Origin of the sequence: Microbacterium sp., assembly GCF_035687345.1 — a bacterium.
Classification (GTDB): domain Bacteria; phylum Actinomycetota; class Actinomycetes; order Actinomycetales; family Microbacteriaceae; genus Microbacterium.
Genome location: NZ_DASRXZ010000121.1, coordinates 1 through 25,546, shown reverse-complemented (window position 1 = coordinate 25,546; position 25,546 = coordinate 1). Strand labels below are relative to the sequence as shown.

Annotated in this window: 24 protein-coding genes; 23 read left to right on the top strand and 1 reads right to left on the bottom strand. The window is 71.1% G+C overall.

Annotated features, from left to right (window positions below; genetic code table 11):
• Positions 1-55 precede the first annotated feature (55 nt).
• The 22 genes from pyrF (at position 56) to VFF97_RS13300 (ending at position 23,795) form a co-directional block, all read left to right on the top strand.
• Complete coding sequence (pyrF, locus tag VFF97_RS13405) at positions 56-904, top strand: orotidine-5'-phosphate decarboxylase (RefSeq protein ID WP_325033996.1); 849 nt, start codon at positions 56-58, stop codon at positions 902-904.
• Positions 897-1,793, top strand: coding sequence for a guanylate kinase (gene gmk / locus VFF97_RS13400; protein WP_325033995.1), 897 nt, complete (start codon positions 897-899; stop codon positions 1,791-1,793). Before pyrF ends, gmk begins: the two co-directional genes overlap by 8 nt.
• Positions 1,794-1,892: 99 nt before the next feature.
• Positions 1,893-2,147 carry a DNA-directed RNA polymerase subunit omega gene (gene rpoZ / locus VFF97_RS13395; protein ID WP_325033994.1) on the top strand — a complete coding sequence of 85 codons (255 nt, stop codon included), beginning with the start codon at positions 1,893-1,895 and terminating at the stop codon, positions 2,145-2,147.
• A gap of 119 nt (positions 2,148-2,266) precedes the next feature.
• Positions 2,267-3,460, top strand: a complete 1,194-nt coding sequence (gene metK, locus VFF97_RS13390; RefSeq protein ID WP_325033993.1) for a methionine adenosyltransferase — start codon at positions 2,267-2,269, stop codon at positions 3,458-3,460.
• A 1-nt stretch (position 3,461) separates the two neighbouring features.
• A complete protein-coding gene (locus VFF97_RS13385) occupies positions 3,462-5,507 on the top strand; it encodes a primosomal protein N' (protein WP_325033992.1) in 2,046 nt (681 codons plus the stop codon).
• An 8-nt stretch (positions 5,508-5,515) separates the two neighbouring features.
• A complete protein-coding gene (fmt, locus tag VFF97_RS13380; protein ID WP_325033991.1) occupies positions 5,516-6,439 on the top strand; it encodes a methionyl-tRNA formyltransferase in 924 nt (307 codons plus the stop codon).
• A gap of 17 nt (positions 6,440-6,456) precedes the next feature.
• Entirely contained in the window at positions 6,457-7,824 is a 1,368-nt protein-coding gene (locus tag VFF97_RS13375; protein WP_325033990.1) for an RsmB/NOP family class I SAM-dependent RNA methyltransferase, read from the top strand.
• Positions 7,825-7,863: 39 nt separating this feature from the next.
• The gene (gene rpe / locus VFF97_RS13370; protein WP_325033989.1) at positions 7,864-8,562 is read left to right on the top strand and encodes a ribulose-phosphate 3-epimerase; all 699 of its coding nucleotides are present in this window, start codon (positions 7,864-7,866) and stop codon (positions 8,560-8,562) included.
• An 81-nt stretch (positions 8,563-8,643) separates the two neighbouring features.
• Positions 8,644-8,907 carry a phosphoribosyl-ATP diphosphatase gene (locus tag VFF97_RS13365; protein WP_325033988.1) on the top strand — a complete coding sequence of 88 codons (264 nt, stop codon included), beginning with the start codon at positions 8,644-8,646 and terminating at the stop codon, positions 8,905-8,907.
• 44 nt (positions 8,908-8,951) lie between these two features.
• Positions 8,952-9,794: an ATP phosphoribosyltransferase gene (hisG, locus tag VFF97_RS13360; protein WP_325033987.1), complete on the top strand. Its 843-nt coding sequence runs from the start codon at positions 8,952-8,954 to the stop codon at positions 9,792-9,794.
• Position 9,795: 1 nt separating this feature from the next.
• Positions 9,796-10,620 (top strand): imidazole glycerol phosphate synthase subunit HisF, encoded by an 825-nt coding sequence (hisF, locus tag VFF97_RS13355; RefSeq protein ID WP_325033986.1) that lies wholly within the window; start codon positions 9,796-9,798, stop codon positions 10,618-10,620.
• Entirely contained in the window at positions 10,617-10,991 is a 375-nt protein-coding gene (gene hisI / locus VFF97_RS13350) for a phosphoribosyl-AMP cyclohydrolase (protein WP_325033985.1), read from the top strand. The genes hisF and hisI overlap by 4 nt, the downstream gene beginning before the upstream one ends.
• Positions 10,988-11,584, top strand: coding sequence for a Trp biosynthesis-associated membrane protein (locus VFF97_RS13345; protein WP_325033984.1), 597 nt, complete (start codon positions 10,988-10,990; stop codon positions 11,582-11,584). Before hisI ends, VFF97_RS13345 begins: the two co-directional genes overlap by 4 nt.
• A 41-nt stretch (positions 11,585-11,625) precedes the next feature.
• Entirely contained in the window at positions 11,626-11,856 is a 231-nt protein-coding gene (locus VFF97_RS13340) for a DUF6704 family protein (protein WP_325033983.1), read from the top strand.
• A 1-nt stretch (position 11,857) separates the two neighbouring features.
• Positions 11,858-12,667: an indole-3-glycerol phosphate synthase TrpC gene (gene trpC, locus VFF97_RS13335; RefSeq protein ID WP_325033982.1), complete on the top strand. Its 810-nt coding sequence runs from the start codon at positions 11,858-11,860 to the stop codon at positions 12,665-12,667.
• The gene (gene trpB / locus VFF97_RS13330) at positions 12,664-13,872 is read left to right on the top strand and encodes a tryptophan synthase subunit beta (RefSeq protein WP_325033981.1); all 1,209 of its coding nucleotides are present in this window, start codon (positions 12,664-12,666) and stop codon (positions 13,870-13,872) included. Before trpC ends, trpB begins: the two co-directional genes overlap by 4 nt.
• Entirely contained in the window at positions 13,869-14,666 is a 798-nt protein-coding gene (trpA, locus tag VFF97_RS13325; RefSeq protein WP_325033980.1) for a tryptophan synthase subunit alpha, read from the top strand. Before trpB ends, trpA begins: the two co-directional genes overlap by 4 nt.
• A 54-nt stretch (positions 14,667-14,720) precedes the next feature.
• Complete coding sequence (gene lgt / locus VFF97_RS13320; RefSeq protein ID WP_325033979.1) at positions 14,721-15,695, top strand: prolipoprotein diacylglyceryl transferase; 975 nt, start codon at positions 14,721-14,723, stop codon at positions 15,693-15,695.
• A 69-nt stretch (positions 15,696-15,764) separates the two neighbouring features.
• Positions 15,765-20,369 carry a glutamate synthase large subunit gene (gltB, locus tag VFF97_RS13315; protein WP_414684261.1) on the top strand — a complete coding sequence of 1,535 codons (4,605 nt, stop codon included), beginning with the start codon at positions 15,765-15,767 and terminating at the stop codon, positions 20,367-20,369.
• Positions 20,362-21,828 (top strand): glutamate synthase subunit beta, encoded by a 1,467-nt coding sequence (locus tag VFF97_RS13310; RefSeq protein ID WP_325033977.1) that lies wholly within the window; start codon positions 20,362-20,364, stop codon positions 21,826-21,828. Before gltB ends, VFF97_RS13310 begins: the two co-directional genes overlap by 8 nt.
• A gap of 51 nt (positions 21,829-21,879) precedes the next feature.
• The gene (pyk, locus tag VFF97_RS13305; protein ID WP_325033976.1) at positions 21,880-23,328 is read left to right on the top strand and encodes a pyruvate kinase; all 1,449 of its coding nucleotides are present in this window, start codon (positions 21,880-21,882) and stop codon (positions 23,326-23,328) included.
• An 80-nt stretch (positions 23,329-23,408) separates the two neighbouring features.
• On the top strand, positions 23,409-23,795 hold the full coding sequence (locus VFF97_RS13300; RefSeq protein ID WP_325033975.1) for an SHOCT domain-containing protein: 387 nt from the start codon (positions 23,409-23,411) through the stop codon (positions 23,793-23,795).
• 30 nt (positions 23,796-23,825) lie between these two features.
• On the opposite strand, the gene VFF97_RS13295 is transcribed toward VFF97_RS13300, so the two are convergent.
• Positions 23,826-24,758: a helix-turn-helix domain-containing protein gene (locus tag VFF97_RS13295; RefSeq protein WP_325033974.1), complete on the bottom strand. Its 933-nt coding sequence runs from the start codon at positions 24,756-24,758 to the stop codon at positions 23,826-23,828.
• Between the two features lie 200 nt (positions 24,759-24,958).
• Here VFF97_RS13295 and VFF97_RS13290 point away from each other — a divergent pair, with 200 nt between their 5' ends.
• Positions 24,959-25,408, top strand: a complete 450-nt coding sequence (locus tag VFF97_RS13290; protein WP_325033973.1) for a collagen-binding domain-containing protein — start codon at positions 24,959-24,961, stop codon at positions 25,406-25,408.
• Positions 25,409-25,546 lie beyond the last annotated feature (138 nt).

Sequence of the window (25,546 nt, the reverse complement as noted above, 5' to 3'; positions counted from 1 at the left end):
GCTTCGGTGTCAAGAGTCTGCAGGAGTACGCGGCGGACCGCGCGGCGGTGACCGCGTGACCGCCGGGTTCGGCGCGCGGCTGCGCACCGCCCTCGACACGCACGGGCCGTTGTGCGTCGGAATCGACCCGCACGTCTCGCTCGTGGAGGAATGGGGCTTCGAGGCATCGGGTGCCGGCATCCGCGAGTTCGGCCTGCGGGTCGTCGAGGCGTCGGCGGGCCGCGTCGGCGTCGTCAAGCCGCAGGTCGCGTTCTTCGAGCGCTTCGGCGCAGCCGGATTCGCGGCGCTCGAAGACGTGCTGCGTGCCGCACGCGACGCGGGCCTCGTCGTGATCGCCGACGCGAAGCGCGGCGACATCGGCTCGACGATGGACGGGTACGCGGCGGCGTGGCTGTCGGCGGGCTCACCGCTCGAGGCGGATGCCGTGACCCTGAACCCCTACCTGGGCGCCGACTCGTTGCGCGACACGCTCGCGTCGGCGGTGGCGACCGGCAAGGGCGCGTTCGTCCTCGCGGCGACGAGCAACCCCGAAGCGCACGTGCTGCAGAGCGCGAGCGTGCACGGTGCGGGTGCCGAGACGGTCGCCGCGCGCGTCGCGCGTGAGGCCGCGGTGGCGGGTGGCGCATCCGTCGATTCCCTCGGCCCGATCGGCGTGGTCGTCGGCGCGACGGCCGACCGCGAAGCGGTGGGGCTGACGGATGCCGCGCTCGAGCAGCTCCCCATCCTGGCGCCGGGCTTCGGGGCGCAGGGCGCCGAGCCGAGAGACCTGCGCCGGCTGTTCGGCCGCGTCGCCCGGAACGTCGTGGCGAGCGAGAGCCGCAGCATCCTTTCCGCCGGCCCCGACCGGCTCGCCGCCCGCATCGACGAGCGGGCGGGACTCTACGCGGAGGTGAACCTTGGCTGAGCGGCATGGGCCGCCCGAAGTCGACCGTGTGGCCGCGTCGCGGCGCGCCGTCGCGGCGCGTCGCGAGCGAGCGTCGCTCAAGCGCGACGTCACGACGCGCGTCATCACGCCGCAGGAGCTGCTGCGGCGGGCGCTCGCCGACCCGTCGTCGCCCGCGGGGGCCATGCGGGTGACGGAGTTCCTCACGAGCATCCCGGCGATCGGCGAGGGCAAGCGCGACCGCATCCTGCGCGACCTCGGCATCTCCCCGGTCAAGCGCCTGGGCGGCCTCGGTGCTCGGCAGCGCCGCGCGCTGCAGGACTTCCTCGACCGGCGCTGGCCCGAGCCCGAGCCGCGCGCGGGGCGCAGTCGCCTCGTGGTGCTCGCGGGCCCGACCGCCGTCGGCAAGGGCACCGTGGCGGCGGCGATCCGGCAGCGGCATCCGGAGATCCACCTGTCGGTGTCGGCGACCACGCGCCCGCCGCGGCCCGGCGAGGTCGAGGGCGAGCACTACTTCTTCGTGGACGACGCCGAATTCGACCGGCTGATCGCGGCGGGGGAGCTCCTCGAGCACGCGACCGTGCACAACAAGTACCGCTACGGCACGCCGCGCAAGCCCATCGAGCGCGCGCTCGAGGAAGGCCGCACGGTGCTGCTCGAGATCGACCTGCAGGGCGCGCGTCAGGTGCGCGCGGCCGAGCCGTCGGCGACCCTCGTGTTCCTGCTCCCGCCGAGCTGGGACGAACTCGTGCAGCGCCTCGTGGGCCGCGGCACCGAGGGCGAGGAGGAGCGCGCGCGGCGCCTGCGCACCGCGAAGGTCGAGCTGGCGGCCCAGGGCGAGTTCGACTACCGCGTCGTGAACGACGACGTCGAGCGGGCCGCCGACGAGGTCGTCTCGCTCGTGACGTGATCCGTCCGGCGGGCGTCGAGGCTCTCTCGGGTAGAATGATTGGATGCCTCGGCGCGGCCGGGCACGCAGACTTCCCCTTCCACTTCTCAGGAGGACACCATGGCCGGAACCAACCAGGGCATCATCGAGCCCCCGATCGACAGCCTTCTCGAGAAGGTGGACTCGAAGTACCAGCTCGTGATCTACGCAGCCAAGCGCGCGCGCCAGATCAACGACTACTACTCGGACCTCCACGAGGGCAACCTGTTCGACAACGTCGGCCCGCTCGTCGACTCGACCGTCGAGGACAAGCCGCTCACGATCGCGCTCCACGAGATCAACGAAGACAAGCTGCGCCTGCGCCCGGCTGAGTGATCCCGCGCCGGGCGTCTGAGACGCCCGGTTTCGACGCGATCCGCGCTGTCGCACGCCGTCGGCATACTGGTGCCACCGCGTCAGCGGCACACCCGAACCGTCTCTCGAGCTGGAGCACCATGACCGACCTGCGTCTGTTCACGTCCGAGTCCGTCACCGAGGGGCACCCCGACAAGATCTGCGACCAGATCTCCGACAGCATCCTCGATGCGATCCTCGCCGAAGACCCGAAGGGTCGTGTGGCGGTCGAGACGCTCGTGACGACCGGGCTCGTGCACGTCGCGGGTGAGGTGTCGACGTCGGCGTACGTCGAGATCCCGGCGATCGTGCGCCGTGTGGTCAACGACATCGGCTACACGTCGAGCGACACCGGTTTCGACGGCGACTCGTGCGGTGTGAGCGTGTCGATCGGCGCGCAGTCGTCCGACATCGCGGCCGGCGTCGACAAGGCCTTCGAGCGCCGCGAGGACGGCTCGGAAGACCCGCACGATCTCCAGGGCGCGGGCGACCAGGGCATCATGTTCGGGTTCGCGACCACCGAGACGCCGCAGCTCATGCCGATGGCGGCATGGACCGCGCACCGCATGGCCGAGCGGCTCGCCGAGGCGCGCCGGTCCGGCGCGCTCCCGTTCCTGCGCCCCGACGGCAAGACGCAGGTCACGCTCGGCTACGAGGGTTCGACGCCCCGCACGGTCGAGTCGATCGTGCTGTCGACGCAGCACCATCCCGACATCTCGCAGAAGGCGCTGCGCGCCGCGGTGCGGGCCGAGGTCATCGATCCCGTGCTCGAGTCGACCGGCCTCGACCTGTCCGGCGTGAAGCACTACATCAACCCCGCCGGCCCGTTCGTGATCGGCGGGCCGAAGGGCGACGCGGGCCTGACCGGACGCAAGATCATCATCGACACGTACGGCGGCGCGGCGCGGCACGGCGGCGGCGCGTTCAGCGGCAAGGACCCGTCGAAGGTCGACCGCTCGGGCGCATACGCGATGCGCTGGGTCGCCAAGAACGCGGTCGCCGCAGGCCTCGCCGAGCGCCTCGAGGTGCAGGTCGCGTACGCGATCGGCAAGGCCAAGCCGGTCGGCCTCTACGTCGAGACGTTCGGCACGGGCGTCGTCCCCGACGAGGTCATCACGCGGGCGATCCTCGACGTGTTCGACCTCCGTCCGCGGGCGATCATCGAGCACCTCGACCTCCTGCGCCCCATCTACGCGCAGACCGCCGCCTACGGCCACTTCGGGCGCGAGCTCCCCGACTTCACGTGGGAGCGCACCGACCGCGTCGACGACCTCCGGTCGGCCGCAGGGCTCTGACATGCGCGCGCGGCGCGTCGCGCGGGTCCTGATCGACTCACCGCTTCCGCAGCTCGACCGTCTCTTCGACTACGCGATCCCCGACGCCCTCGCCGACGCGGCGCAGCCCGGTGTGCGTGTGCGCGTGCCGCTGCGATCGGCGGGTCGGGTGGTCGACGGCTACCTGGTCGAGATCGGCGATCCGGATGCCACGGACCGCCCCCTGTCGGAGCTCGACGCGGTCGTGTCGCCGGTCCCGGTGCTCACGCCGGGGCTGTACACGCTCGCGCGTCGCGCCGCCGACCGTGCCGCGGGCTCCGCGAGCGACATCCTGCGCCTCGCCGTTCCCCGGCGCATGGTGCGCGCCGAGAAGGCGTGGCTCGCGGCGCCGCCCGTCGAGCGGCCGCGGGTCGGGGCATCCGTCGTGTCGGAAGCGGATGCGACGCTCGCGACGTTCCCCGGTCTCGCGGAGGCTCTCGACGACGGGGGCCGTGTCGCGCTCGACGCGCCGCCCGTCGCGCGCCGCCTGTCGACCGGCGTCGAGGTGGCGGCCTGGGCCGACCTGCTCGCCGCGGCCGCCGCGCACATGCTCGCAGCGGGCCGCAGCACCGTGGTCGCGGTGCCCGACTACCGCGACCTCTCCCAGCTCGAGGCGGCTCTGGCGGGGCGCGTGCCCGACGAGGCGATCGTGCGAGACGACGCACGGCAGTCGGCGCAGGCGCGCTACGCGCAGTACCTGCGGCTGCTCGCGCCCGAGCCGTGCATCGTGATCGGCAATCGCTCGACGGTGTACGCGCCCGCGCACGACGTGGGCCTCGTCGCGCTGTGGGACGACGGCGATCCGCTGCTCGCCGAGCCCCTCAGCCCGGGCGTGCACGCGCGCGATGCGGCGCTCATCCGGCAGGAGCTCGAGGGCTGCGCGCTGCTGTTCGCGGGCCACACGCGTACGACCGATGTCGAGCGCCTCGTGCAGCTCGGCTGGGTGCGCGACGTGCCGGCGGCGCGGCGCGTGACGCCCCGCGTCGTGCTGAGCCCGCCGCGCGAGGGCGAGGGCAGGGGAGTGCGCGTGCCGTCGGCGGCTTTCGCGGCGGCGCGCGAGGCGGTGCAGCACGGCCCCGTTCTCGTGCAGGTGGCACGCCCGGGTTATGCGCCCGTGCTCGTGTGCGCCGACTGCCGGGCGCCCGCGCGATGCGCGCACTGCGGCGGCCCGCTCCACGCCGCCCGCCCGCGCGCCGTGCCGGAGTGCTCGTGGTGCGGCCGCTCGGCGTCGCCGTGGTCGTGCCCGAAGTGCTCGTCCGTGCGGTTCCGCATGGCGTCGTCGGGAAGCGAGCGCACCGCCGACGAACTCGGTCGCGCGTTCCCGGGAGTCCGCGTGATCGTCGCGGACGGCGAGCACCCGGTCGCGTCCGTCGACGCGCGTCCTGCCCTCGTCGTCGCGACGCGCGGTGCCGAGCCCGTCGCCGAGGGCGGCTATCGCGCCGTCGTGCTGCTCGACGGCGAGCGGATGCTCCTCGCCGACGACCTGCGCATCGGCGAGCACTGCCTGCGGTGGTGGTCGAACGCTGCGGCGCTGGCCGCACCGGGCGCGCCCGTGCATCTCGTCGGCGTGCAGGGGCCGGTGGCACGCGCGTTCGCGACCTGGACGCAGCCCGCGTACGCCCGCAGCGAGCTCGCCGAGCGCGCACCTCTGCGCATGCCGCCCACCGTGCGCGTCGCGTCCATCCGAGGTCAGCTGCAGGTCGTGGAGGAGGTCATCGCCCAGCTGCGCGAGGCGGTCGGCGACCACGATCCGACAGCAGTGCTCGGCCCCGTGCCGGTCGGCGCGGATGACGGGCGCCCGGGCGGGGCGCGCCGCGCGGGAGACGCGGCCGGCGCGGCATCCGGTCTCGTGCGGGCTCTGTACCGCTTCGACTACGCGCACGGTCCGGTCGTCGCGCACACCCTGCGCGCCGCGGTCATCGCCGACGCGCTGCGGTCGGCGCGTTCTCCGAAGGGTCGACCCCGCGTTCCCGATGGCGCGCGCAATACACTCAGAGTTCGGGTCGATGTGCCCGATCTCGACCTGTGAGGAACACCATGCGACTCGTGTTCGCCGGGACGCCGGATGCGGCGGTCCCGTCCCTGCGGCGCCTCGCGTCCTCGTCCCACGAGGTCGCGGGCGTCGTCACGCGCGCGGATGCTCCGGTCGGCCGCAAACGCGTGCTGACGCCGTCGCCCGTCGCCTCAGCGGCAGACGAGCTGGGGCTCGCGACGATCAAGGCCGACCGCCTGGACGCGGCGGCGACCGAGCGAATCACGGCGCTCGACCCCGACCTCGGCGTCATCGTCGCGTACGGCGGACTCGTGCGCGAGCCGCTCCTGTCGACGCCGCGCCACGGCTGGATCAACCTGCACTTCTCACTGCTGCCGCGCTGGCGCGGCGCGGCTCCCGTGCAGCACGCGCTCATCGCGGGCGACGCCCGCACGGGTGCGGCGGTGTTCCAGCTCGTGCCGGAGCTCGACGCGGGTGACGTGTTCGGCGTGATCGAGCAGGAGGTGCCCGCGGATGCCACGGCCGGGGACCTGCTCGAGATGCTTTCCGTCGACGGTGCGGAGCTCCTCGCACGCGTCGTCGACGAGATCGCGGCGGGCACCGCGCGCGCGGTGCCCCAGGAGGGCGAGCCGACGTACGCACCGAAGCTCGCCGACGACGACGGACGGATCCGGTGGGATGAGTCGCGAGAGGCCGTGCTCGGCCGCATCCGGGGCGTCACCCCCGAGCCGGGAGCCCACACGACCGTCGACGGAACGCGGCTGAAGGTCCTGGGCGCTCGCGCCGCCCGCGACGGCTCACCGGTGCCGGGCGTCGGCGAGATCGTCCTGGACGGCAAGGAGGTGCTCGTCGGGACGAGCACGCTCCCGATCGTGCTCGAGCGCGTTCAGCCGGCCGGCCGCAATGCGATGGGCGCGGCCGACTGGTGGCGCGGAACGCGCGGCGCGGTCAGCCGGGTGGGTACGTGAGGCGCAGGGAGCGGCCGATGAGCAGAGCACAGGCGTCGCGGCGTGTCGCGTTCGACACGATCCGGGCGGTGCACGAATCGGAGGCCTACGCGAACCTCCTTCTTCCGCACGCGATCGCACGGGCGGGACTCGAGGAGTCGGATGCCGCGCTGGCGACCGAGCTCACGTACGGCACTCTGCGCCGCCAGGGCACGTACGACGCCGTGATCGAGATCGCGGCCGACCGGCCCATCCATGACATCGACCCGGTCGCACTCGACGCGCTGCGGCTCGGCGTGCATCAGCTGCTGTCGACGCGTGTGGCGTCGCACGCCGCCGTGAACGAGTCCGTCGAGCTCGTCCGCAACGCGGGTCGCGGCATGACCGGCTTCGTCAACGCGGTGCTGAGGCGTGTGTCACGCGACACGCCGGGGGACTGGCTCGAGCGCATCGCCGAGGGCGCGCGCTCCGACGACGAGCGCATCGGACTGGTGTACTCGCACCCCGTGTGGGTGGTCCGCGCCTTCCGGCGGGCCCTCGCGGCCGAAGGGCGCGCCGACGAGCTCGAGGCGCTGCTCACCGCCGACAATGCGTCGCCGCGTGTGACGATGACCGCGCTGCCGGGGCTTGCGGAGCCTCCTGAGGGGGCGCGGGCGACTCCGTTCTCGCCGATCGGGTTCCGGCTCGGCGGCGGAGACCCCGACCGCGTCGTGCGCTCGGCGGGCGGGCGGCTGCGTGTGCAGGATGAAGGCTCGCAGCTCGCAGCCCTCGCCCTCACGCGCGTCTTCCCCGTGCAGGAGGGGGAACGGTGGCTCGATCTGTGCGCAGGTCCGGGTGGCAAGACGGCGGTGCTCGCCGCCGAGGCTCTCGCCGGCGGCGCGCGCGTCGAGGCGAACGAGGTCTCGCCGTCGCGCGCGGGCCTCGTGCGTCAGGCCCTCGCGGGCGTTCCGCTCGACGTCCCGGTGTCGGAGGAGGACGGCCGTGTACGCGCCGCGGAATCCCCCGAGCAGTACGACCGCATCCTCGTCGACGCGCCGTGCACGGGCCTCGGCGCGCTGCGCCGTCGTCCCGAGGCGCGCTGGCGCAAGTCGCCCGCCGACATCCCGACGCTCACCGACCTGCAGCGCGATCTGCTGCTCGCCGCTGTGACCGCGCTCAAGCCCGGCGGCGTGGTCGCCTACGTCACGTGCTCGCCGCACCTCGCCGAGACGGCGGGCGTGGTCGCGGAGGTCAAGCGCGAGCTGGGCGGCTCGATCGAGGATCTCGACGCGCGGCAGGTCGTCTCGGCGCTCTCGTCGTCCGACCCGGGGCTCGTGCCGCAGGCCGACGGCTCCGGCCGCGCGCAACTGTGGCCGCACCGCCACAACACCGACGCGATGTCGATCTCGCTCCTGCGCAAGGTCTGACGGTGCGGGCAGGGTCCCTGCGCTCGGGATAATGGACGGATGCACCGCCCGTCTCACGAAGCCGCCGACGTCCGCATCAACCCGAGCATCCTCGCGGCCGACTTCGTGAACATGCAGGCCGAGCTGGCCCGCATCGCGGGGGCGGACTTCGTCCATGTCGACGTCATGGACAACCACTTCGTCCCGAACCTCACGTTCGGCCCGCAGATGGTCGAGCGCATCCAGGCGACGAGCCCTGTGCCGCTCGACGTGCATCTCATGATCACCGACCCCGATCGGTGGGCTCCGGGCTACGCCGAGCTGGGTGCGGCATCCGTCACGTTCCATCTCGAGGCCGCGACCGAGCCCGTCGCGCTCGCCCGCCGCCTTCGCGACATCGGCTCGCGCGCGGGCGTCGCCGTCAAGCCCGCGACGCCGGTCGAGGGGCTGTTCGACCTGCTCGACGAGGTCGACCAGATTCTCGTGATGACCGTCGAGCCCGGGTTCGGCGGGCAGTCCTTCATGCCCGAGACTATGCCGAAGCTGCGGCGCCTCGCCGACGAGGCGCGACGCCGCGGCTCGAGCGTGTGGCTGCAGGTCGACGGCGGCATCTCGGAGTCGACGATCGGGCAGGCGGCCGAAGCGGGCGCCGACACGTTCGTCGCAGGATCCGCCGTGTTCGGGTCGGACGATCCGGATGAAGCGATCCGCGCGCTGCGCGAGACGGCCCGCCGCCACCGGCACGACGGCGCGCACTGAGCCGTCGCCGCGCCCCGTTCACCGGGGGAGCGGAGCACCCGCACGGGCCGAGACGGCAGCACGGTTCGCTAACCTTGACGGGTGAAGACGTTCGACGAGTTGTTCACCGAGCTGAGCCGCAAGGCGGTTGAGCGGCCCGAGGGCTCGGGCACGGTCGCGCAGCTCGACGCGGGCGTCCACGCCATCGGCAAGAAGATCGTCGAAGAGGCGGCGGAGGTCTGGATGGCCGCCGAATACGAGTCGACGGATGCAGCAGCCGAAGAGATCTCGCAGCTGCTCTACCACCTGCAGGTGCTCATGCTCGCGAAGGGCCTCACGCTCGACGACGTCTACCGACATCTGTGAGCGAAGCCCCGCCCACCGCCACGACTCACGAAAGACCCGCACCCATGTTGCGAATCGCCGTGCCGAACAAGGGATCGCTCGCCGACACCGCCGCCGAGATGCTCCAGGAGGCCGGATACATCGGCCGCCGCGATCCGAAGGACCTGCACGTCATCGACCCTCAGAACGAGGTCGAGTTCTTCTACCTGCGCCCGAAAGACATCGCGACGTACGTCGGATCGGGCGCGCTCGACGTCGGGATCACCGGCCGAGACCTGCTCCTCGACGCGCGCATGCCCGGCGCGCGAGAGATCGAGGCACTCGGCTTCGGCGACTCGACGTTCCGCTTCGCGGGCCCTCCCGGGCGGTTCTCGTCGGTCGAGGACCTCGAAGGGCACCGCGTCGCCACCGCCTATCCGGGTCTGGTCGACGGCTTCCTCGACGAGCGCGGCATCGCCGTGGACCTCGTGCCGCTCGACGGCGCGGTCGAGTCCGCGGTGCGGCTGGGTGTGGCGGATGCCGTCGCCGATGTCGTCTCGACCGGTACGACCCTGCGCCAGGCGGGGCTGGAGATCTTCGGCCCCGTGATCCTCGAATCCGAGGCGGTGCTCATCGGCGCGCCGGTCGAGGCCGAGGGGACGCAGACGCTCCTGCGACGTCTTCGCGGCGTCATGGTCGCACGGCGTTACGTGCTGATCGACTACGACCTGCCGGTCGCACTCGTCGACCAGGCGGTCGCGATCGCGCCGGGCATCGAATCGCCCACGATCTCTCCGCTGCGCGATCCCGAGTGGGTCGCCGTCCGGGTGATGAGCCCGCGCAAGGGCGTCAACCGCGTGATGGACGAGCTGTACGCGATCGGCGCGCGGGCGATCCTCGTCACGGCGATCGACGCTGCGAGGCTGTGACATGGGTCTCGCGTGCCGTGTCATCCCGTGCCTCGACGTGGCCGCCGGCCGCGTCGTGAAGGGCGTCAACTTCCTGAACCTGCGCGACATGGGCGACCCCGTCGAGCTCGCCGCCCTCTACTTCGAGCAGGGCGCCGACGAGCTCACGTTCCTCGACGTCACCGCGACCGTCGACGAGCGCGCGACGATGTACGAGGTCGTGCAGCGCACCGCCGAGCAGGTGTTCATCCCGCTCACGGTCGGCGGGGGAGTGCGCTCGGCCGACGACGTCGGGCGACTGCTGTCGGTCGGCGCCGACAAGGTCGGCGTCAACTCGGCCGCGATCGCCCGTCACGAGCTCATCGACGAGATCGCCGACCGCTTCGGCGCGCAGGTGCTCGTGCTCTCGCTCGATGTGAAGCGCGCCTCGACCGGCCCCAGCGACCGTCACCCCTCCGGATTCGTCGTGACGACCCACGGCGGGCGCACCGAGACCGACCTCGACGCGCTCGCGTGGGCGCGTGAGGCGATCGAGCGCGGCGCCGGAGAGCTGCTCGTGAACTCGATCGACGCCGACGGCACGCGCGAGGGCTTCGACCTCGAGCTCGTGTCCCTCATGCGCGAGGTCTCCAGCGTGCCCGTGATCGCGTCGGGCGGCGCCGGCAGCGTCGAGCATTTCGCGCCCGCCGTGCGGGCGGGCGCCGACGCGGTGCTCGCGGCGAGCGTGTTCCACTCCGGCCAGCTCACCGTCGGGCAGGTCAAGGCGGCGATGGCGGCCGAGGGCATCGTGGTGCGCGACGGCGCGGCGATCGCGGATGCCGTGAGCGAGGGGAGCGGGCCCGTATGAGCCAGTCCGTGGACGAGCGCATCGCGCGCGTCGCGTTCAACGCAGACGGCCTCGTGGCCGCGATCGTGCAGCAGTGGGATACGCGCGAGGTCCTCATGCTGGGATGGATGGACGCCGAGGCTCTCCGCCGCACGCTCACCGAGGGCCGCGTGACGTTCTGGTCGCGCTCGCGCCAGGAGTACTGGCGCAAGGGCGACACGTCGGGCAACATCCAGCTCGTCCGCGGTGCGCGTCTGGACTGCGACGGCGACGCGGTGCTGCTGCAGGTCGAGCAGATCGGCCCGGCGTGCCACACCGGCACGCGCACGTGCTTCGATTCGGACGATCTCGAGCCGGCGACGGGTCTCCCGGCGGCCGAAGGCGCCCGATGACGCGCCGCGCACGCCTGGTCGGCGTCCTCGCCGTGCTCGCCGCGGGGGCGATCGGAGTGATCGCGGCGACGCAGACGTGGCTCGATGTGACGCTCGCGGACGGGGCATCCGACACGCTCGCCGTCTCGGGCGCCGACGCCGTGCCGCTGCTCACACCCCTCAGCCTCGCGGCCCTCGCGATAGGGGCGGCGCTCACGATCGTGGGCACGGTGCTGCGGTACATCCTCGGCGCGTTGACACTCCTCATCGGAGGCGCGCTCGCGTACGTCGTCGGCCGCATCGTGTTCACGCAGCCGGTCGACGCCGTCGCAGGAGCGGTGACCGACGCGACCGGCATCGCAGGCGGCGCCGTCGCGTCGCTCGTCTCCGGCATCTCGGAGACGCCGTGGCCCGTGATCGCGCTCGTCGCCGCCGTCGTCCTGACCCTCGCCGGGGTGTTCGTGCTCGTGACCGCGGGGCGCTGGCGCGAGAGCGCACGACGCTTCCGCACGGATGCCGCATCCGCCGGCCACATGCCGGGCGAGGCATCCGCGAAACCCGACGCGATCGATTCGTGGGACGAGCTCTCACGCGGCGAAGACCCCACGGCGTGAACGGCTAGACTGGCCACGCCTGAGCAACACGGAGGAGACCAATGAGCAACCCCATCGGCGACCCTGGCCACGGACACTCGCCTGCAGCCTGGACGGCCGTTGTCATCATGCTCGTCGCGATCACGATCGGAACGGTCGCGTTCTTCCTCGACATGGCGTGGCTCGTGTGGGCGAGCGCGGTGCTGCTCGTCGTCGGCCTCATCGTCGGCTGGGTGATGGCGAAGATGGGCTACGGCGTCAACGGCCCGAAGTACTCTCCGAAAGCGCACTGACATGCTCGCCGACCTGACGGCCGGCGCGGTGGAGGATGCGGAGGCTCGCGCCTCGCAGCGGCCGCTCGCCGTCGTCGAGGCGGCCGCTCTCGCTCAGACCCCCGCGCGCGACGTCCTCGCCGCACTCGCTCCGGCCGACCGCGTCAAGATCATCGCGGAGGTCAAGCGCGCCAGTCCGTCGCGCGGTGACCTCGCCGCCATCCCCGATCCCGCCCTGCAGGCGACGCTGTACGAGCGGGGCGGCGCATCGGCCATCTCGGTCCTCACGGAGGGACGCCGGTTCAAGGGGAGCCTCGCCGACCTCGAGGCGGTGAAGGCCGCGGTGTCGCTGCCCGTCCTGCGCAAGGACTTCATCGCCACCGAGTACCAGGTGCTCGAGGCCCGCGCCGCCGGCGCCGACCTCGTGCTTCTGATCGTGGCCGCCCTCGAGCAGCCCGTGCTCGCGCGGCTGCACGCCCTGATCCTCGAACTGGGGATGACCCCGCTCGTCGAGACGCACTCGGCCGAAGAGGTCGACCGCGCGAACGAGCTCGGCGCGCGCGTGATCGGCGTCAACGCGCGAGACCTGACGACCTTCGAGCTCGACCGCGACTTGTTCGGCCGGCTCGCCGACCGCATCTCGTCGGATGCCGTCAAGATCGCGGAGTCCGCCGTGCTCGAGCCCGCCGACGTCGCGCATTACCGCGCCGCGGGCGCGGACGTCGTGCTCATCGGCGAAGCCCTCGTGACCGGCGACCCCGTGGCGACGCTGCGCGCGTTCCTCGACGCCGGGGCATCCGTCGCATCGACTGACAGGAGGAGCGCATCGTGAGCCTGCGCGCACAGACCGGGCCGTTCTTCGGCGACTTCGGCGGACGCTACATGCCCGAGTCGCTCATCGCGGCGATCGACGAGCTGACCGTCGTCTACGAAGAGGCGATCGTCGACCCGGAGTTCCGAGCCGAGTTCCAGCGGCTGCTGCACTCGTACGCAGGGCGACCGTCGCCGATCACCGAGGTGCCCCGCTTCGCCGAGCAGGCCGGTGGCGCGCGCGTCTTCCTCAAGCGCGAAGACCTCAACCACACCGGCTCGCACAAGATCAACAACGTCATCGGCCAGGCGCTGCTCACGAAGCGCCTCGGCAAGACGCGCGTCATCGCCGAGACCGGCGCGGGCCAGCACGGCGTCGCGACGGCCACGGCCGCGGCCCTCTTCGGGTTCGACTGCACGATCTACATGGGCGAGGTCGACACTCAGCGCCAGGCGCTCAACGTCGCCCGCATGCGCCTGCTCGGCGCGGAGGTCGTTCCCGTCCGCACGGGGTCGCGCACGCTCAAGGACGCGATCAACGAGGCCTACCGCGACTGGGTCGCGAGCGTCGAGACGACGAACTACATCTTCGGGACGGCGGCGGGGCCGCATCCGTTCCCGGCCATGGTGCGCGACTTCCAGAAGGTCATCGGCGATGAGGCCCGCGCGCAGCTGCTCGAAGAGGTCGGGCGCCTTCCGGATGCCGTGCTCGCGTGCGTCGGCGGTGGCTCGAACGCGATCGGCATGTTCGACGCGTTCCTCGACGACGAAGGCGTGCGGCTGTACGGCGTCGAGGCGGCCGGCGACGGCGTCGACACGGATCGGCACGCGGCCTCGATCGAGCGCGGTCGGCCTGGCGTGCTGCACGGCGCGCGCACATTCGTCCTCCAGGACGAGGACGGCCAGACGATCGAGTCGCACTCGATCTCGGCCGGCCTCGACTACCCGGGCGTCGGTCCCGAGCACGCGTGGCTCGCCCAGATCGGGCGCGCCGAGTACATCCCCGCGACGGATGCCGAGGCGATGGACGCGCTGCGCCTGCTCTCCGAGACCGAGGGCATCATCCCGGCGATCGAGTCCGCGCACGCGCTGGCGGGCGCGCTGCGGATCGGGCGCGAACTCGGCCCGGAGGCCGTCCTCGCCGTGTGCCTCTCGGGCCGCGGGGACAAAGACATGGACACCGCCGCACGCTGGTTCGGCCTGTACGACGAGGAGGACGCGCAGTGACCTCTCGCGTCGCCGCCGCCATCGACGGCGCCCGCGCCGCGGGCCGAGGAGCCTTCGTCGGGTACCTGCCCATCGGGTTCCCCGACCTCGAGACGAGCATCGAAGCGGCCGTCACCCTCGCCGAGAACGGCGCCGACGTCCTCGAACTCGGACCGCCGTATTCCGATCCGGTCATGGACGGTCCCGTCATCCAGGAGGCGACGCAGGCGGCCCTCGCGGCCGGGTTCCGCCTGCGCGACACCTTCACCGCCGTGCGCGAGATCAGCCGCCGCGTCGATGCCCCCGTGCTCGTCATGTCGTACTGGAATCCGGTCGTGCAGTACGGCGTCGACCGCTACGCCGACGACCTGGCCGCGGCGGGCGGAGCCGGCCTCATCACCCCCGACATCACGCCCGAAGCGGCGGGGGAGTGGATCGCCGCCTCGAGGCGGACGGGCCTCGACCGCGTGTTCCTCGCCGCGCCCACGTCGACCGACGAGCGGCTCGACCTCATCGTCGAGAACTCCACGGGCTTCGTGTACACCGTGTCCACGATGGGGATCACCGGCGAGCGCGAGCAGCTCGACGCGGCGGCGCGCACGCTCGTCGGCCGGCTTCGCGAGCACGGCGCCGAGCGCGCGTGCGTCGGCATCGGCATCTCGAACGCCGAGCACGTGGCGGGCGTCCTCGAGTACGCCGACGGCGCGATCGTCGGCACCGCCCTGGTGCGGGCGCTTCGCGAGGGCGGGCTCGACGGGCTCGCCCAGACCGCGCGCGCACTCGCCGCGGGAACGGCTCTCGACACCGCCAAGTAGACTCTCCACGCCGGCCGACCGCCGGCGGGCCCCCTCAGCAAGGACGATCTCTCCATGATCCATGCCGCCGCGCAGAGCGCGATCGCCAGCATCCCGAGTCCTCCGGTGAGCTATTTCGACATCGGACCACTGCGCATCCACTTCTACGCGTTGTGCATCATCGTCGGCATCATCGTCGCGGTGCTCATGACGAACCGCCGTCTCACCAGGCGCGGCGCCGAGCCGTGGGTGGTCATCGACATCGCCCTCCTCGCGGTGCCGCTCGCGATCATCTGCGCGCGCATCTACCACGTCGTCACACACTGGGACTTCTACTTCGGCGAGGGCAGGAACCCTCTGTCCGCCCTGTACATCTGGGAGGGCGGCATCGCGATCTACGGATCGCTCATCGGCGGTGCGATCGGCGCCTGGCTCGGATGCCGGTGGACCGGCATCCGCTTCACGTCGTTCGCGGACGCGCTCGCCCCCGGACTCCTGCTCGCGCAGGCGATCGGCCGCTTCGGTAACTGGTTCAACCAGGAGCTGTTCGGCCTGCCCACCGACCTGCCGTGGGGCCTCGAGATCGACAGCGACAACCCGGCGTTCCCGCCCGGCCTCGCCGAGGGCACCCTGTTCCACCCGACGTTCCTGTACGAGGTGATCTGGAACGCGCTCGGGGTCGTCGTGCTGCTGTGGGCAGGTCGGCGCTTCCGCCTGCAGTGGGGGCGCCTGTTCGGCCTCTACCTCGTCTGGTACAGCGCGGGCCGCATCGTGTGGGAGTCCATCCGCATCGACCCGAGCGAGATCATCCTCGGACTCCGCACGAACGTGTGGGCGGCGATCCTCGGCGTGATCGTCGGCCTGGTCATCATCTTCGTGCAGAAGCGGCGTCACCCGGGCTACGAGCCATCGCCGTACGTGCCCGGTCGCGAGTGGACGCCGGAGGGCGCTGTACAATCGCAAGACACTCCGGAATACGTCGACACCAGCGAACCCCCGGCAGACGGCGTTCCAGAGGGCACAGCCACAAGCGCACCCGCCAGCAAGTAGAGCTGCTCCGGCAGCAGATGGGCCGACGGCGTCCCACCTTTGACGATCAACTGTGAGGACGGTACGTGTATGGCTTCGAGCCCGCGTCTCGGTGCGGACCGCGCGAGTGAGCGTGCCCGCGCGGTAGGAGGTGCTCTGCCTTCGAAGCAGGGCATGTACAACCCTGCCTTCGAGAAGGACGCCTGCGGTCTCGCGATGGTGGCGACGTTGCGCGGCGAGCCGGGGCACGACATCGTCGACCTCGCGCTGACCGCCCTGCGCAACCTCGAGCACCGCGGTGCGATCGGGTCCGACGCGGGCACGGGCGACGGCGCGGGCATTCTGACGCAGATGCCGGATGCGTTCCTGCGCGCGGTCGTCGACTTCTCGCTGCCGCCGGTGGGGGAGTACGCCGCCGGCATGGTGTTCCTGCCGCGCGACGACGAGGAGCGCGCCGCGCAGAAGGCCGGCATCGAGCGGATCGCCGCATCCGAGGGCCTCACCGTGCTCGGCTGGCGTGAAGTGCCCACCGAGGACGAGCACCTCGGGAAGCTCGCCTACGAGGCGCGTCCCGCGTTCGAGCAGCTCTTCGTGTCGCGTCCGGCCACGGGCGACGAGCCGGCGCTGTCGGGGATCGCCCTCGACCGCCACACCTTCCGCCTGCGCAAGCGTGCGCGTCGGGAGCTCGGCGCCTACTTCGTGACGCTCTCCGCCCGCACGCTCGGCTACAAGGGAATGGTCACGACCCTGCAGCTCGAGCCGTTCTACCCCGACCTGCAGGACGAGCGCTTCGCGACCGAGCTCGCCGTCGTGCACTCCCGCTACTCGACGAACACGTTCCCGTCGTGGCCGCTCGCGCAGCCGCTGCGGATGCTGGCGCACAACGGCGAGATCAACACGATCAACGGAAACCGCAACTGGATGCGCGCGCGCCAGTCGCAGCTCGAATCCCAGCTGGTGGGCGACCTCCGCCCGCTGTTCCCGATCTGCACGGAGGGAGCGAGCGACTCGGCCTCGTTCGACGAGGTGCTCGAGCTTCTGACCCTCACGGGGCGCAGCCTTCCGCACGCGATCATGATGATGGTGCCGGAGGCCTACGAGAAGCAGGCCGACATCAGCCCCGAACTGCGCGCGTTCTACGAGTACCACTCGATGCAGATGGAGCCGTGGGACGGGCCGGCGGCGCTCATCTTCACCGACGGCACACTCGTCGGAGCGACGCTCGACCGGAACGGCCTGCGCCCGGGACGCTGGACCGAGACGACCGACGGGCTCGTCGTCATCGGCAGCGAGACCGGCGTGCTCGACTTCGAGCCGTCGCGCATCAAGCGCCGCGGGCGCCTGCGCCCCGGCCGCATGTTCCTCGTCGACACCGCCCAGCGACGCATCATCGAGGACGACGAGATCAAGCGCGAGCTGGCGACGATGCATCCGTGGCAGGAATGGCTCGACAAGGGCCGTGTGCGTCTCGCCGACCTTCCCGAGCGCGAGCACATCGTGCACCCGATCGCGTCGATCACGCGCCGCCAGCGCACGTTCGGGTACACCGAAGAAGAGGTGCGGATCCTGCTCACGCCCATGGGGCAGAACGGCGCCGAGCCGCTCGGCGCGATGGGCAGCGACACGCCCGTGGCGGTCCTCAGCGACCGGCCGCGCCTTCTGTTCGACTACTTCACGCAGCAGTTCGCGCAGGTGACGAATCCGCCGCTCGACTCGATCCGCGAAGAAGTGGTCACGTCGCTCGGATCGGGACTCGGACCCGAGCGCAACCTGCTCTCGTGGGGGCCGGACCACACGCGCCAGGTCGTCCTCGACTTCCCGGTCATCGACAACGACGAGCTCGCGAAGATCCAGCACATCGACACGGCGCTGCCCGGCCGCACGTCGGTCACGATCCGCGGTCTCTACCGCGTCGAGGCCGGTGCGAAGGGCATGAAGAAGCGCCTCGAGCAGATGTGCACCGAGGTCGACCAGGCCATCGAGGACGGCGCCGAGTTCATCGTCCTCAGCGACCGCGACTCGAACAAGGACCTCGCGCCGATCCCGTCGCTGCTCATGCTGTCGGCGGTGCACCACCACCTCATCCGCAAGGAGACGCGCATGAAGGTGGGCCTCGTGGTCGAGGCCGGCGATGTGCGCGAGGTGCATCACGTCGCGACGCTCATCGGGTACGGGGCATCCGCCGTCAACCCGTATCTCGCGATGGAGACCGTCGAGTACCTCGTCCGCTCGGGGTTCATCACGGGGATCACACCCGAGAAGGCGGTGCAGAACCTCATCTACGCGCTCGGCAAGGGCGTGCTGAAGATCATGTCCAAGATGGGCATCTCAACGGTGTCTTCGTACGCGGGCGCGCAGGTGTTCGAGGCGGTCGGGCTCTCGCAGGAGCTCATCGACACGTACTTCACCGGCACGGAGTCCAAGCTCGGCGGCGTCGGCCTCGACGTCATCGCGGCCGAGAACGCCGCTCGCCACGCGTACGCCTATCCGGAGGACGCCGCGGTGCGCGCGCACGAGCGGCTCTGGACCGGAGGCGAGTACCAGTGGCGTCGCGACGGCTCGCCGCACCTGTTCAACCCCGACACGGTGTTCCGCCTGCAGCACTCGACCCGCACGCGCCGGTACGACATCTTCCGCGAGTACACCAAGCTCGTCGACGACCAGGCCGAGGAGCTGAAGACGCTGCGCGGCCTGTTCCGGCTGCGCACCGAGGGCCGCACACCGGTGCCCATCGACGAGGTTGAGCCCGTCGAGGCGATCGTAAAGCGGTTCTCGACCGGTGCGATGAGCTACGGCTCGATCTCCCGGGAGGCGCATGAGACGCTCGCCGTCGCGATGAACCGCATCGGCGGGAAGTCGAACACCGGCGAGGGCGGCGAGGACGTCGAGCGCCTCAAGGACCCCGAGCGTCGCAGCGCGATCAAGCAGGTGGCGTCCGGGCGGTTCGGCGTCACGAGCATCTATCTGACCGAGGCGGATGACATCCAGATCAAGCTCGCGCAGGGTGCGAAGCCCGGCGAGGGCGGTCAGCTGCCTCCGGGCAAGGTGTACCCGTGGATCGCGCGCACGCGCGGCGGAACCGCGGGCGTCGGGCTCATCTCGCCGCCGCCGCACCACGACATCTACTCGATCGAGGACCTCAAGCAGCTCATCTTCGATCTGAAGCGTGCCAACCCGGGTGCCCGCGTGCACGTGAAGCTCGTGAGCCAGTCGGGCATCGGCGCGGTCGCCGCGGGCACCGCGAAGGCCCTCGCCGACGTGATCCTCATCTCGGGCCACGACGGCGGGACGGGTGCGAGCCCGCTCAACTCGCTCAAGCACGCGGGCACACCGTGGGAGCTCGGCCTCGCCGAGACGCAGCAGACCCTCATGCTCAACGGCATGCGCGACCGTGTCGTCGTGCAGGTCGACGGGCAGCTCAAGACGGGTCGCGACGTCATCATCGGCGCGCTCCTTGGCGCCGAGGAGTTCGGTTTCGCGACGGCGCCGCTCGTCGTGTCAGGCTGCGTCATGATGCGTGTCTGTCACCTCGACACGTGCCCGGTCGGCGTCGCGACGCAGAATCCGGTGCTCCGGTCGCGGTTCACCGGCAAGCCGGAGTTCGTGGTGAACTTCATGGAGTTCATCGCGCAAGAGGTGCGCGAGTACCTGGCGCAGCTCGGCTTCCGCTCGCTCGACGAGGCGATCGGCCACAGCGAGCTCCTCGACGTCAACGGCGCGATCGAGCACTGGAAGGCGAGCGGCCTCGACCTCTCGCCGGTGCTCGAGGGTCCGCTGTTCGCCCCCGACGAGCCGCGTCGCAACCTGCGACCGCAGGAGCATGAGCTCGACAAGCATTTCGACGTGCAGATCATCGATCAGGCGCGCGACGTCATCGCGCACGGCGGGCGCATCGAGCTCTCGCTGCCGATCCGGAACACGGAACGGGCGGTCGGCACGCTGCTCGGGCACCATGTGACGCGGGCGCGCGGTGAGAACGGCCTGCCGTCGGGCTCGATCGTCGTGAACCTCACGGGGTCCGCCGGGCAGTCGTTCGGTGCGTTCATGCCCGCGGGCATCACCCTGCGACTCGAAGGAGACTCGAACGACTACGTCGGAAAGGGTCTCTCCGGCGGGCAGATCGTGATCCGGCCGCCGAAGGGCGCCACATTCGACGCGTCGAAGAACGTCATCGCCGGCAACGTCATCGGCTACGGCGCGACACAGGGGACGATGTTCCTCCGCGGAGTGGTGGGGGAGCGGTTCCTCGTGCGGAACTCGGGTGCCACCGCCGTCGTCGAAGGCGTCGGCGACCACGCGCTCGAGTACATGACCGGTGGTCTCGCGGTGATCCTCGGCCCGACCGGACGCAACCTCGGCGCCGGCATGTCGGGCGGGACGGCGTATGTGTACAGGCTCGACGAGCGGCTCGTGAACCGCGAAGCCCTCGCGGCAGGCGAGCTCTCGCTCGGTGAACTGGGCTCGGGCGACGCGGCGATCCTGCGCGACCTGCTCGAGCAGCACGTCGCAGAGACCGATTCGACTCTGGCACGGGCGCTCCTCGAGGACTTCGAGGCCGAGCTCGCGAACTTCGTGCTCGTGATGCCGCGCGACTACGCGGCCGTGCTGCAGACCCGCCAGGAGGCGGTCGCCGAGGGACTCGACCCCGATGGCGACGTCGTCTGGAGCCGCATCCTGGAGGTGACGGGTGGCTGACCCCAAGGGCTTTCTCAAGGTCACCGAACGCGAGCTGCCCCCGCGTCGGCCCGTTCCGGTGCGCATCCTCGACTGGAAAGAGGTCTACGAGCCGGGCGACTCTGCGGTGCTCCGCCGTCAGGCGGGCCGCTGCATGGACTGCGGCATCCCGTTCTGCCACAAGGGCTGCCCGCTCGGAAACCTGATCCCGGAGTGGAACGACCTCACGTGGCGCGGCGAGGGCCGCGCCGCGAGCGAGCGCCTGCACGCGACGAACAACTTCCCCGAGTTCACGGGCCGCCTGTGCCCGGCACCGTGCGAGAGCGCGTGCGTGCTGGGCATCAACCAGCCCGCCGTCACCATCAAGCAGGTCGAGGTCTCGATCGCCGACGAGGCATTCGCGAGCGGGTGGATCGAGCCCGAGCCGCCCGGGCGGCTCACCGGCAAGACGGTCGCGGTGGTCGGCTCCGGCCCCGCCGGCCTCGCCGCCGCGCAGCAGCTCACGCGCGCGGGCCACACGGTCGCCGTGTTCGAGCGCGACGACCGCATCGGCGGGCTCCTGCGATACGGCATCCCCGACTTCAAGATGGAGAAGCGCCACATCGAGGCACGCCTGCGCCAGATGCGCGACGAGGGCACGCGGTTCCGCGCCGGCGTCGAGATCGGCAAAGACATCTCGTGGAAGGACCTCCGCGCACGATACGACGCCATCGTGATCGCGACGGGTGCGACCGTTCCGCGCGACCTGCCGATCCCGGGTCGCGACTACGCGGGCGTGCACTTCGCGATGGAGTACCTCGTCGAGTCGAACCGCGCCGTCGCCGGCGACTCCGTCCCCAACCAGATCACGGCCGAGGGCAAGCACGTCGTCGTCATCGGCGGCGGTGACACGGGCGCCGACTGCATCGGCACCGCCCACCGCCAGGGTGCGCTGAGCGTCACGAACCTCGCGATCGGGCGTCGTCCTCCGGGGGAGCGTCCCGAGCACCAGCCGTGGCCCATGACGCCGACGATCTTCGAGGTCCAGTCCGCGCACGAGGAGGGCGGTCAGCGCGAGTACCTCGCGTCGACGGTCGAATTCCTCGCGAACGACGCGGGCGAGGTCCGGGCGCTGCGCGTCGCCGAGACGGAGTTCGTCGACGGCCGCCGCGTGCCCAAGGCCGGCACCGAGCGCGAGATCCCGGCCGACCTCGTGCTCATCGCGATGGGCTTCACCGGGCCCGAGCGCACCGCGCTCGAGGACCAGCTCGGCCTGTCGTTCACCGACCGCGGCAACGTCGAGCGCGACGACGTCTACCAGGCCTCGACGCCGGGCGTGTTCGTCGCGGGCGACGCCGGCCGCGGACAGTCGCTCATCGTGTGGGCGATCGCGGAGGGGCGCGCGGCCGCTGCGCGCGTCGACGAGTACCTCATGGGCGAGACCGCGCTTCCGGCGCCGGTGCGCCCGCGCGATGTCGCCATCGGACTGCAGCCCGCGTAGGCTTGCTGCGTCTGTTCAGACCTTGAATACAACCCCGGAGCTAACACACGGATGAGACGCGCCAAGATCGTCGCAACCCTGGGCCCGGCGACGTCGACGTACGAGATGGTCCGCGCCATCATCGACGCCGGAGTCGACGTGGCCCGCATGAACCTCAGCCACGGCGACTACACCGTGCACGAGAACAACTTCGCCAACGTGCGCAAGGCGGCCGAGGACGCGCAGCGGCCCGTCGCAGTGCTCGTCGATCTGCAGGGGCCGAAGATCCGCCTCGGCAAGTTCGCCGACGGCCCGCACGAGCTCGCCGAGGGTGACATCTTCAAGATCACCACAGAGGACGTCCCCGGCACGAAAGAGCTCGTGTCGACGACGTTCAAGGGTCTGCCCGCCGACGTCCGGCCGGGCGACTTCCTGCTGATCGACGACGGCAAGGTGCGCGTCAAGGTGCTCGAGACCGACGGCACGGTGGTCACGACCGAGGTCGTCGTCGGCGGCACGGTCTCGAACAACAAGGGCATCAACCTGCCCGGCGTCGCGGTGAACGTGCCGGCGCTGTCCGAGAAGGACGAGGCCGACCTGCGTTGGGCGCTCCAGATCGGGGCGGATCTCATCGCGCTGTCGTTCGTGCGCGACGCCAAGGACGTGCAGCGTGTGCACGTCATCATGGCCGAGGAAGGCCGCCGCATCCCGGTCATCGCGAAGATCGAGAAGCCGCAGGCGGTCGACAACCTCGAGGAGATCATCGACGCGTTCGACGGCATCATGGTCGCACGCGGAGATCTCGCCGTCGAGCTGCCGCTCGAGGCGGTTCCGATCGTGCAGAAGCGCGCCGTCGAGCTGTGCCGCCGCATGGCCAAGCCCGTCATCGTGGCGACGCAGATGCTCGAGTCGATGACGCACTCGCCGGTGCCGACGCGTGCCGAGGCATCCGATGTCGCCAACGCCGTCCTCGACGGCGCCGACGCCGTCATGCTGTCGGGCGAGACGAGCGTCGGCGAGTACCCCGTGGTGACAGTCGAGACGATGGGCCGCATCATCGCGTCGACCGAGGAGCACGGGCTCGAGCGGATCCTGCCGCTGAACACCAAGCCCCGCACGCAGGGAGGCGCCATCACCCTCGCCGCGATGGAGGTCGCCGAGTTCGTCGAGGCGAAGTTCGTCTGCATCTTCACAGAGTCGGGCGACACCGCCCGCCGCATGTCGCGCCTGCGCCCGCGCATCCCGATGATGGCGTTCACGCCGGAGCCGGCGATCCGCCGCCGCATGTCCCTCACGTGGGGCATCCAGTCCGCGCTCGTCGAGCACGTGCCGCACACCGACCGCATGTTCATCCAGGTCGACGACTACTTCCTCGCGAACGACCTCGCGAAGGTCGGCGACAAGGTCGTGGTGATCTCCGGATCGCCTCCCGGCATCATCGGCACGACCAACGACATCCGCGTGCACAAGATCGGCGATGCTGTGCACGGCGCGGCCCCGATCTACAAGTCCGGCGAGTAGGGGATCGACCGCCCTCTCCCGCGCAGTGGCCGCGCTCGCTAGAGTGAGCGCGGCCACTTCTGTCGAGAGGAGCTGGGGCGATGTTCTTCGGGGAGTTCTTCTGGCACCTGCTGTGGGCGTTCTACTTCATCGCCTACGTCTACGTGGTGATCCTCATCATCACCGACCTCTTCCGTGACACGAAGCTGAACGGCTGGTGGAAGGCGGTGTGGATCATCTTCCTCGTCTTCCTGCCGTTCCTGACCGCGCTCGTGTATCTGATCGCGCGCGGCAAGGGCCTCGCGGAGCGCGCGGCGGCCGCACGCGGCGTCGTTCCGGAGTCCGACGACTACCGGCCCGCCGCATCCGCGAGCCCCTCCGAAGACATCGCGCAGGCCAAGGCGCTGCTCGACGCCGGAACGATCACGCAGGGCGAGTTCGAGGCGCTCAAGAGCAAGGCACTCGGCCACCAGTACTTCGGGGCGTAGGAGCCCGCCCCTCGCCCAGAGCGCGGCGCGTCAGCGCGGCGCGGGCTCGCTCTCGCGCAGCGCGCGGAACATCGTCGCAACCGATCCGAAGCCCGCACGTCGGGCGACCTCGGGCGCCGGCAGACGCGGCGCGGCAGCACGCACCTGCTTCGCCGTCGCAACCCGCGCGCGACGGAGTTCGCGCGTCACGGTCGTGCCGTGACGCTGGAACTCGAGTTGCAGCACGCGCGGAGTCACCTGGAGCCTGCGCGCGATCGTCGCCGTGTCGGTGGCGGGGTCGACGTGCGTGGCATCGACCACCGCCGTCGCCACGTCGAACAGGCTGCGGTGCTCCTCGCCTTCGCTCAGCACGATGTGCACGAGACTCCGGACGATCTGCCGCGCTGCAGCGTGGAGGGCAGCGGATGCCGCGGCATCCGTCCCGCCCGTGCTGCACACCTGCTGCACGAAGGCGAGCAGCGGCGCAAGCGCCTCGGGGGAGCGGATCGGACCCGAAGGCGCGCTCGACGCAGGGGGGAGCAGGTCGGCGACGATTCCGCGGTCGACGCTCGCGTAGACGAGCTCATTGGCGTCCTCCGTCGTTCGGAACGGCACCGGCGTGTCTCCGGGCAGGATCACCGCGACGTTGGGCTCGCGGACGATCGCGGGCGGATCGGACTGGAACTCGATCTCGCCGCTCGCCGCGACCACCACCGTCACCTCGTCGACCGACGCCGCGTCACGCGCCCATTGGCCCGTCACCCGCGGGATGCGGACGTGCGCGAACGCGCACGCGGGAAAGCGGGCGAACCGGCCGACCAGCGGTGAGTCGGCGGGTTCGACGCTCGTGAGCTCGATGTTCGCGGCGCGCAGATGCATCCTCGCGAGCCGGTGCTGGGCGAGGTGGCCGAGATCGCGGATCCAGAGCGACGCCTGGGCGAACTCACGCCCGCGCAGAAGGCTCTGCTGCGGATCGGTGGGCACCGGATCGCTGGTGGAAATGACTGCTCCCGCGCGTGCTGCCTGGCGGAGATCGCCCCCCGCGACTCCGTCCGGAGCGAATCCGACGTCGTGCGCTGCCGAGACACGTGATCGACTGGAGCAGTCGCTGGGGTGGCTGGGGCACTTCGGAGGTCGAGGCGGATCACAGCCGCCCACCCGATGGCGACTTCAGGGGGAGAGCAATGTCTCGCATTTCTGCGTTCTCGCGCGCCCGCACGGCTGCGCGCACATTCATCGGATCTGCCCTGGCCGTCAGCCTCGGCGCGGGTGCGGTCGCCCTGGGCGCGGCCGCACCCGCCGCGGCGGCGGAGAGCATCGATCCGTTCAGCATCAACAACGGGTTCACGGTCGTCGCACGCGGCGATGTCGTCGTGAACAACTCGGAGCTCGAGGGCTCGATCGCCGTGTTCGGATCGATCTCTTCGGGGAAGCAGAACGGCTACGCCGTCGTGCACAAGGTCGCGGGCGAGCCGGACTACACCGTGCCGACGATCGACGGCGTTCCCGTGCGTCTGCTCGCGCAGAGCTTCACGGGGTCCGGCTCGTTCGAGATCACGAACAACGGCGCCCCGTCCGCGGCGGTTCCTGAGGCGACTGCCTCGGTGCGGCTTGCTTCGGTCGACGGCCTTTGAATCGGCCTGACTTTCGTTCCTATCGGGAGCTTTGTCCGGCAGAGACCGGCTGGGCTGATTCCAGGTCAGCGTAGTACGCGTTCTCGACCTCGACCGGGGTGCGCATGTCGAGTTCGCCGTGGAGGCGGGAGTTGTTCC

Coding starts and splice junctions, on each gene's coding strand:
- rpoZ (WP_325033994.1), top strand. CDS start 1,893: ATGGCCGGAACCAACCAGGGCATCATCGAGCCCCCGATCGACAGCCTT.
- metK (WP_325033993.1), top strand. CDS start 2,267: ATGACCGACCTGCGTCTGTTCACGTCCGAGTCCGTCACCGAGGGGCAC.
- VFF97_RS13385 (WP_325033992.1), top strand. CDS start 3,462: ATGCGCGCGCGGCGCGTCGCGCGGGTCCTGATCGACTCACCGCTTCCG.
- fmt (WP_325033991.1), top strand. CDS start 5,516: ATGCGACTCGTGTTCGCCGGGACGCCGGATGCGGCGGTCCCGTCCCTG.
- VFF97_RS13375 (WP_325033990.1), top strand. CDS start 6,457: ATGAGCAGAGCACAGGCGTCGCGGCGTGTCGCGTTCGACACGATCCGG.
- rpe (WP_325033989.1), top strand. CDS start 7,864: ATGCACCGCCCGTCTCACGAAGCCGCCGACGTCCGCATCAACCCGAGC.
- hisG (WP_325033987.1), top strand. CDS start 8,952: ATGTTGCGAATCGCCGTGCCGAACAAGGGATCGCTCGCCGACACCGCC.
- hisF (WP_325033986.1), top strand. CDS start 9,796: ATGGGTCTCGCGTGCCGTGTCATCCCGTGCCTCGACGTGGCCGCCGGC.
- hisI (WP_325033985.1), top strand. CDS start 10,617: ATGAGCCAGTCCGTGGACGAGCGCATCGCGCGCGTCGCGTTCAACGCA.
- VFF97_RS13345 (WP_325033984.1), top strand. CDS start 10,988: ATGACGCGCCGCGCACGCCTGGTCGGCGTCCTCGCCGTGCTCGCCGCG.
- VFF97_RS13340 (WP_325033983.1), top strand. CDS start 11,626: ATGAGCAACCCCATCGGCGACCCTGGCCACGGACACTCGCCTGCAGCC.
- trpC (WP_325033982.1), top strand. CDS start 11,858: ATGCTCGCCGACCTGACGGCCGGCGCGGTGGAGGATGCGGAGGCTCGC.
- lgt (WP_325033979.1), top strand. CDS start 14,721: ATGATCCATGCCGCCGCGCAGAGCGCGATCGCCAGCATCCCGAGTCCT.
- gltB (WP_414684261.1), top strand. CDS start 15,765: ATGGCTTCGAGCCCGCGTCTCGGTGCGGACCGCGCGAGTGAGCGTGCC.
- pyk (WP_325033976.1), top strand. CDS start 21,880: ATGAGACGCGCCAAGATCGTCGCAACCCTGGGCCCGGCGACGTCGACG.
- VFF97_RS13300 (WP_325033975.1), top strand. CDS start 23,409: ATGTTCTTCGGGGAGTTCTTCTGGCACCTGCTGTGGGCGTTCTACTTC.
- VFF97_RS13290 (WP_325033973.1), top strand. CDS start 24,959: ATGTCTCGCATTTCTGCGTTCTCGCGCGCCCGCACGGCTGCGCGCACA.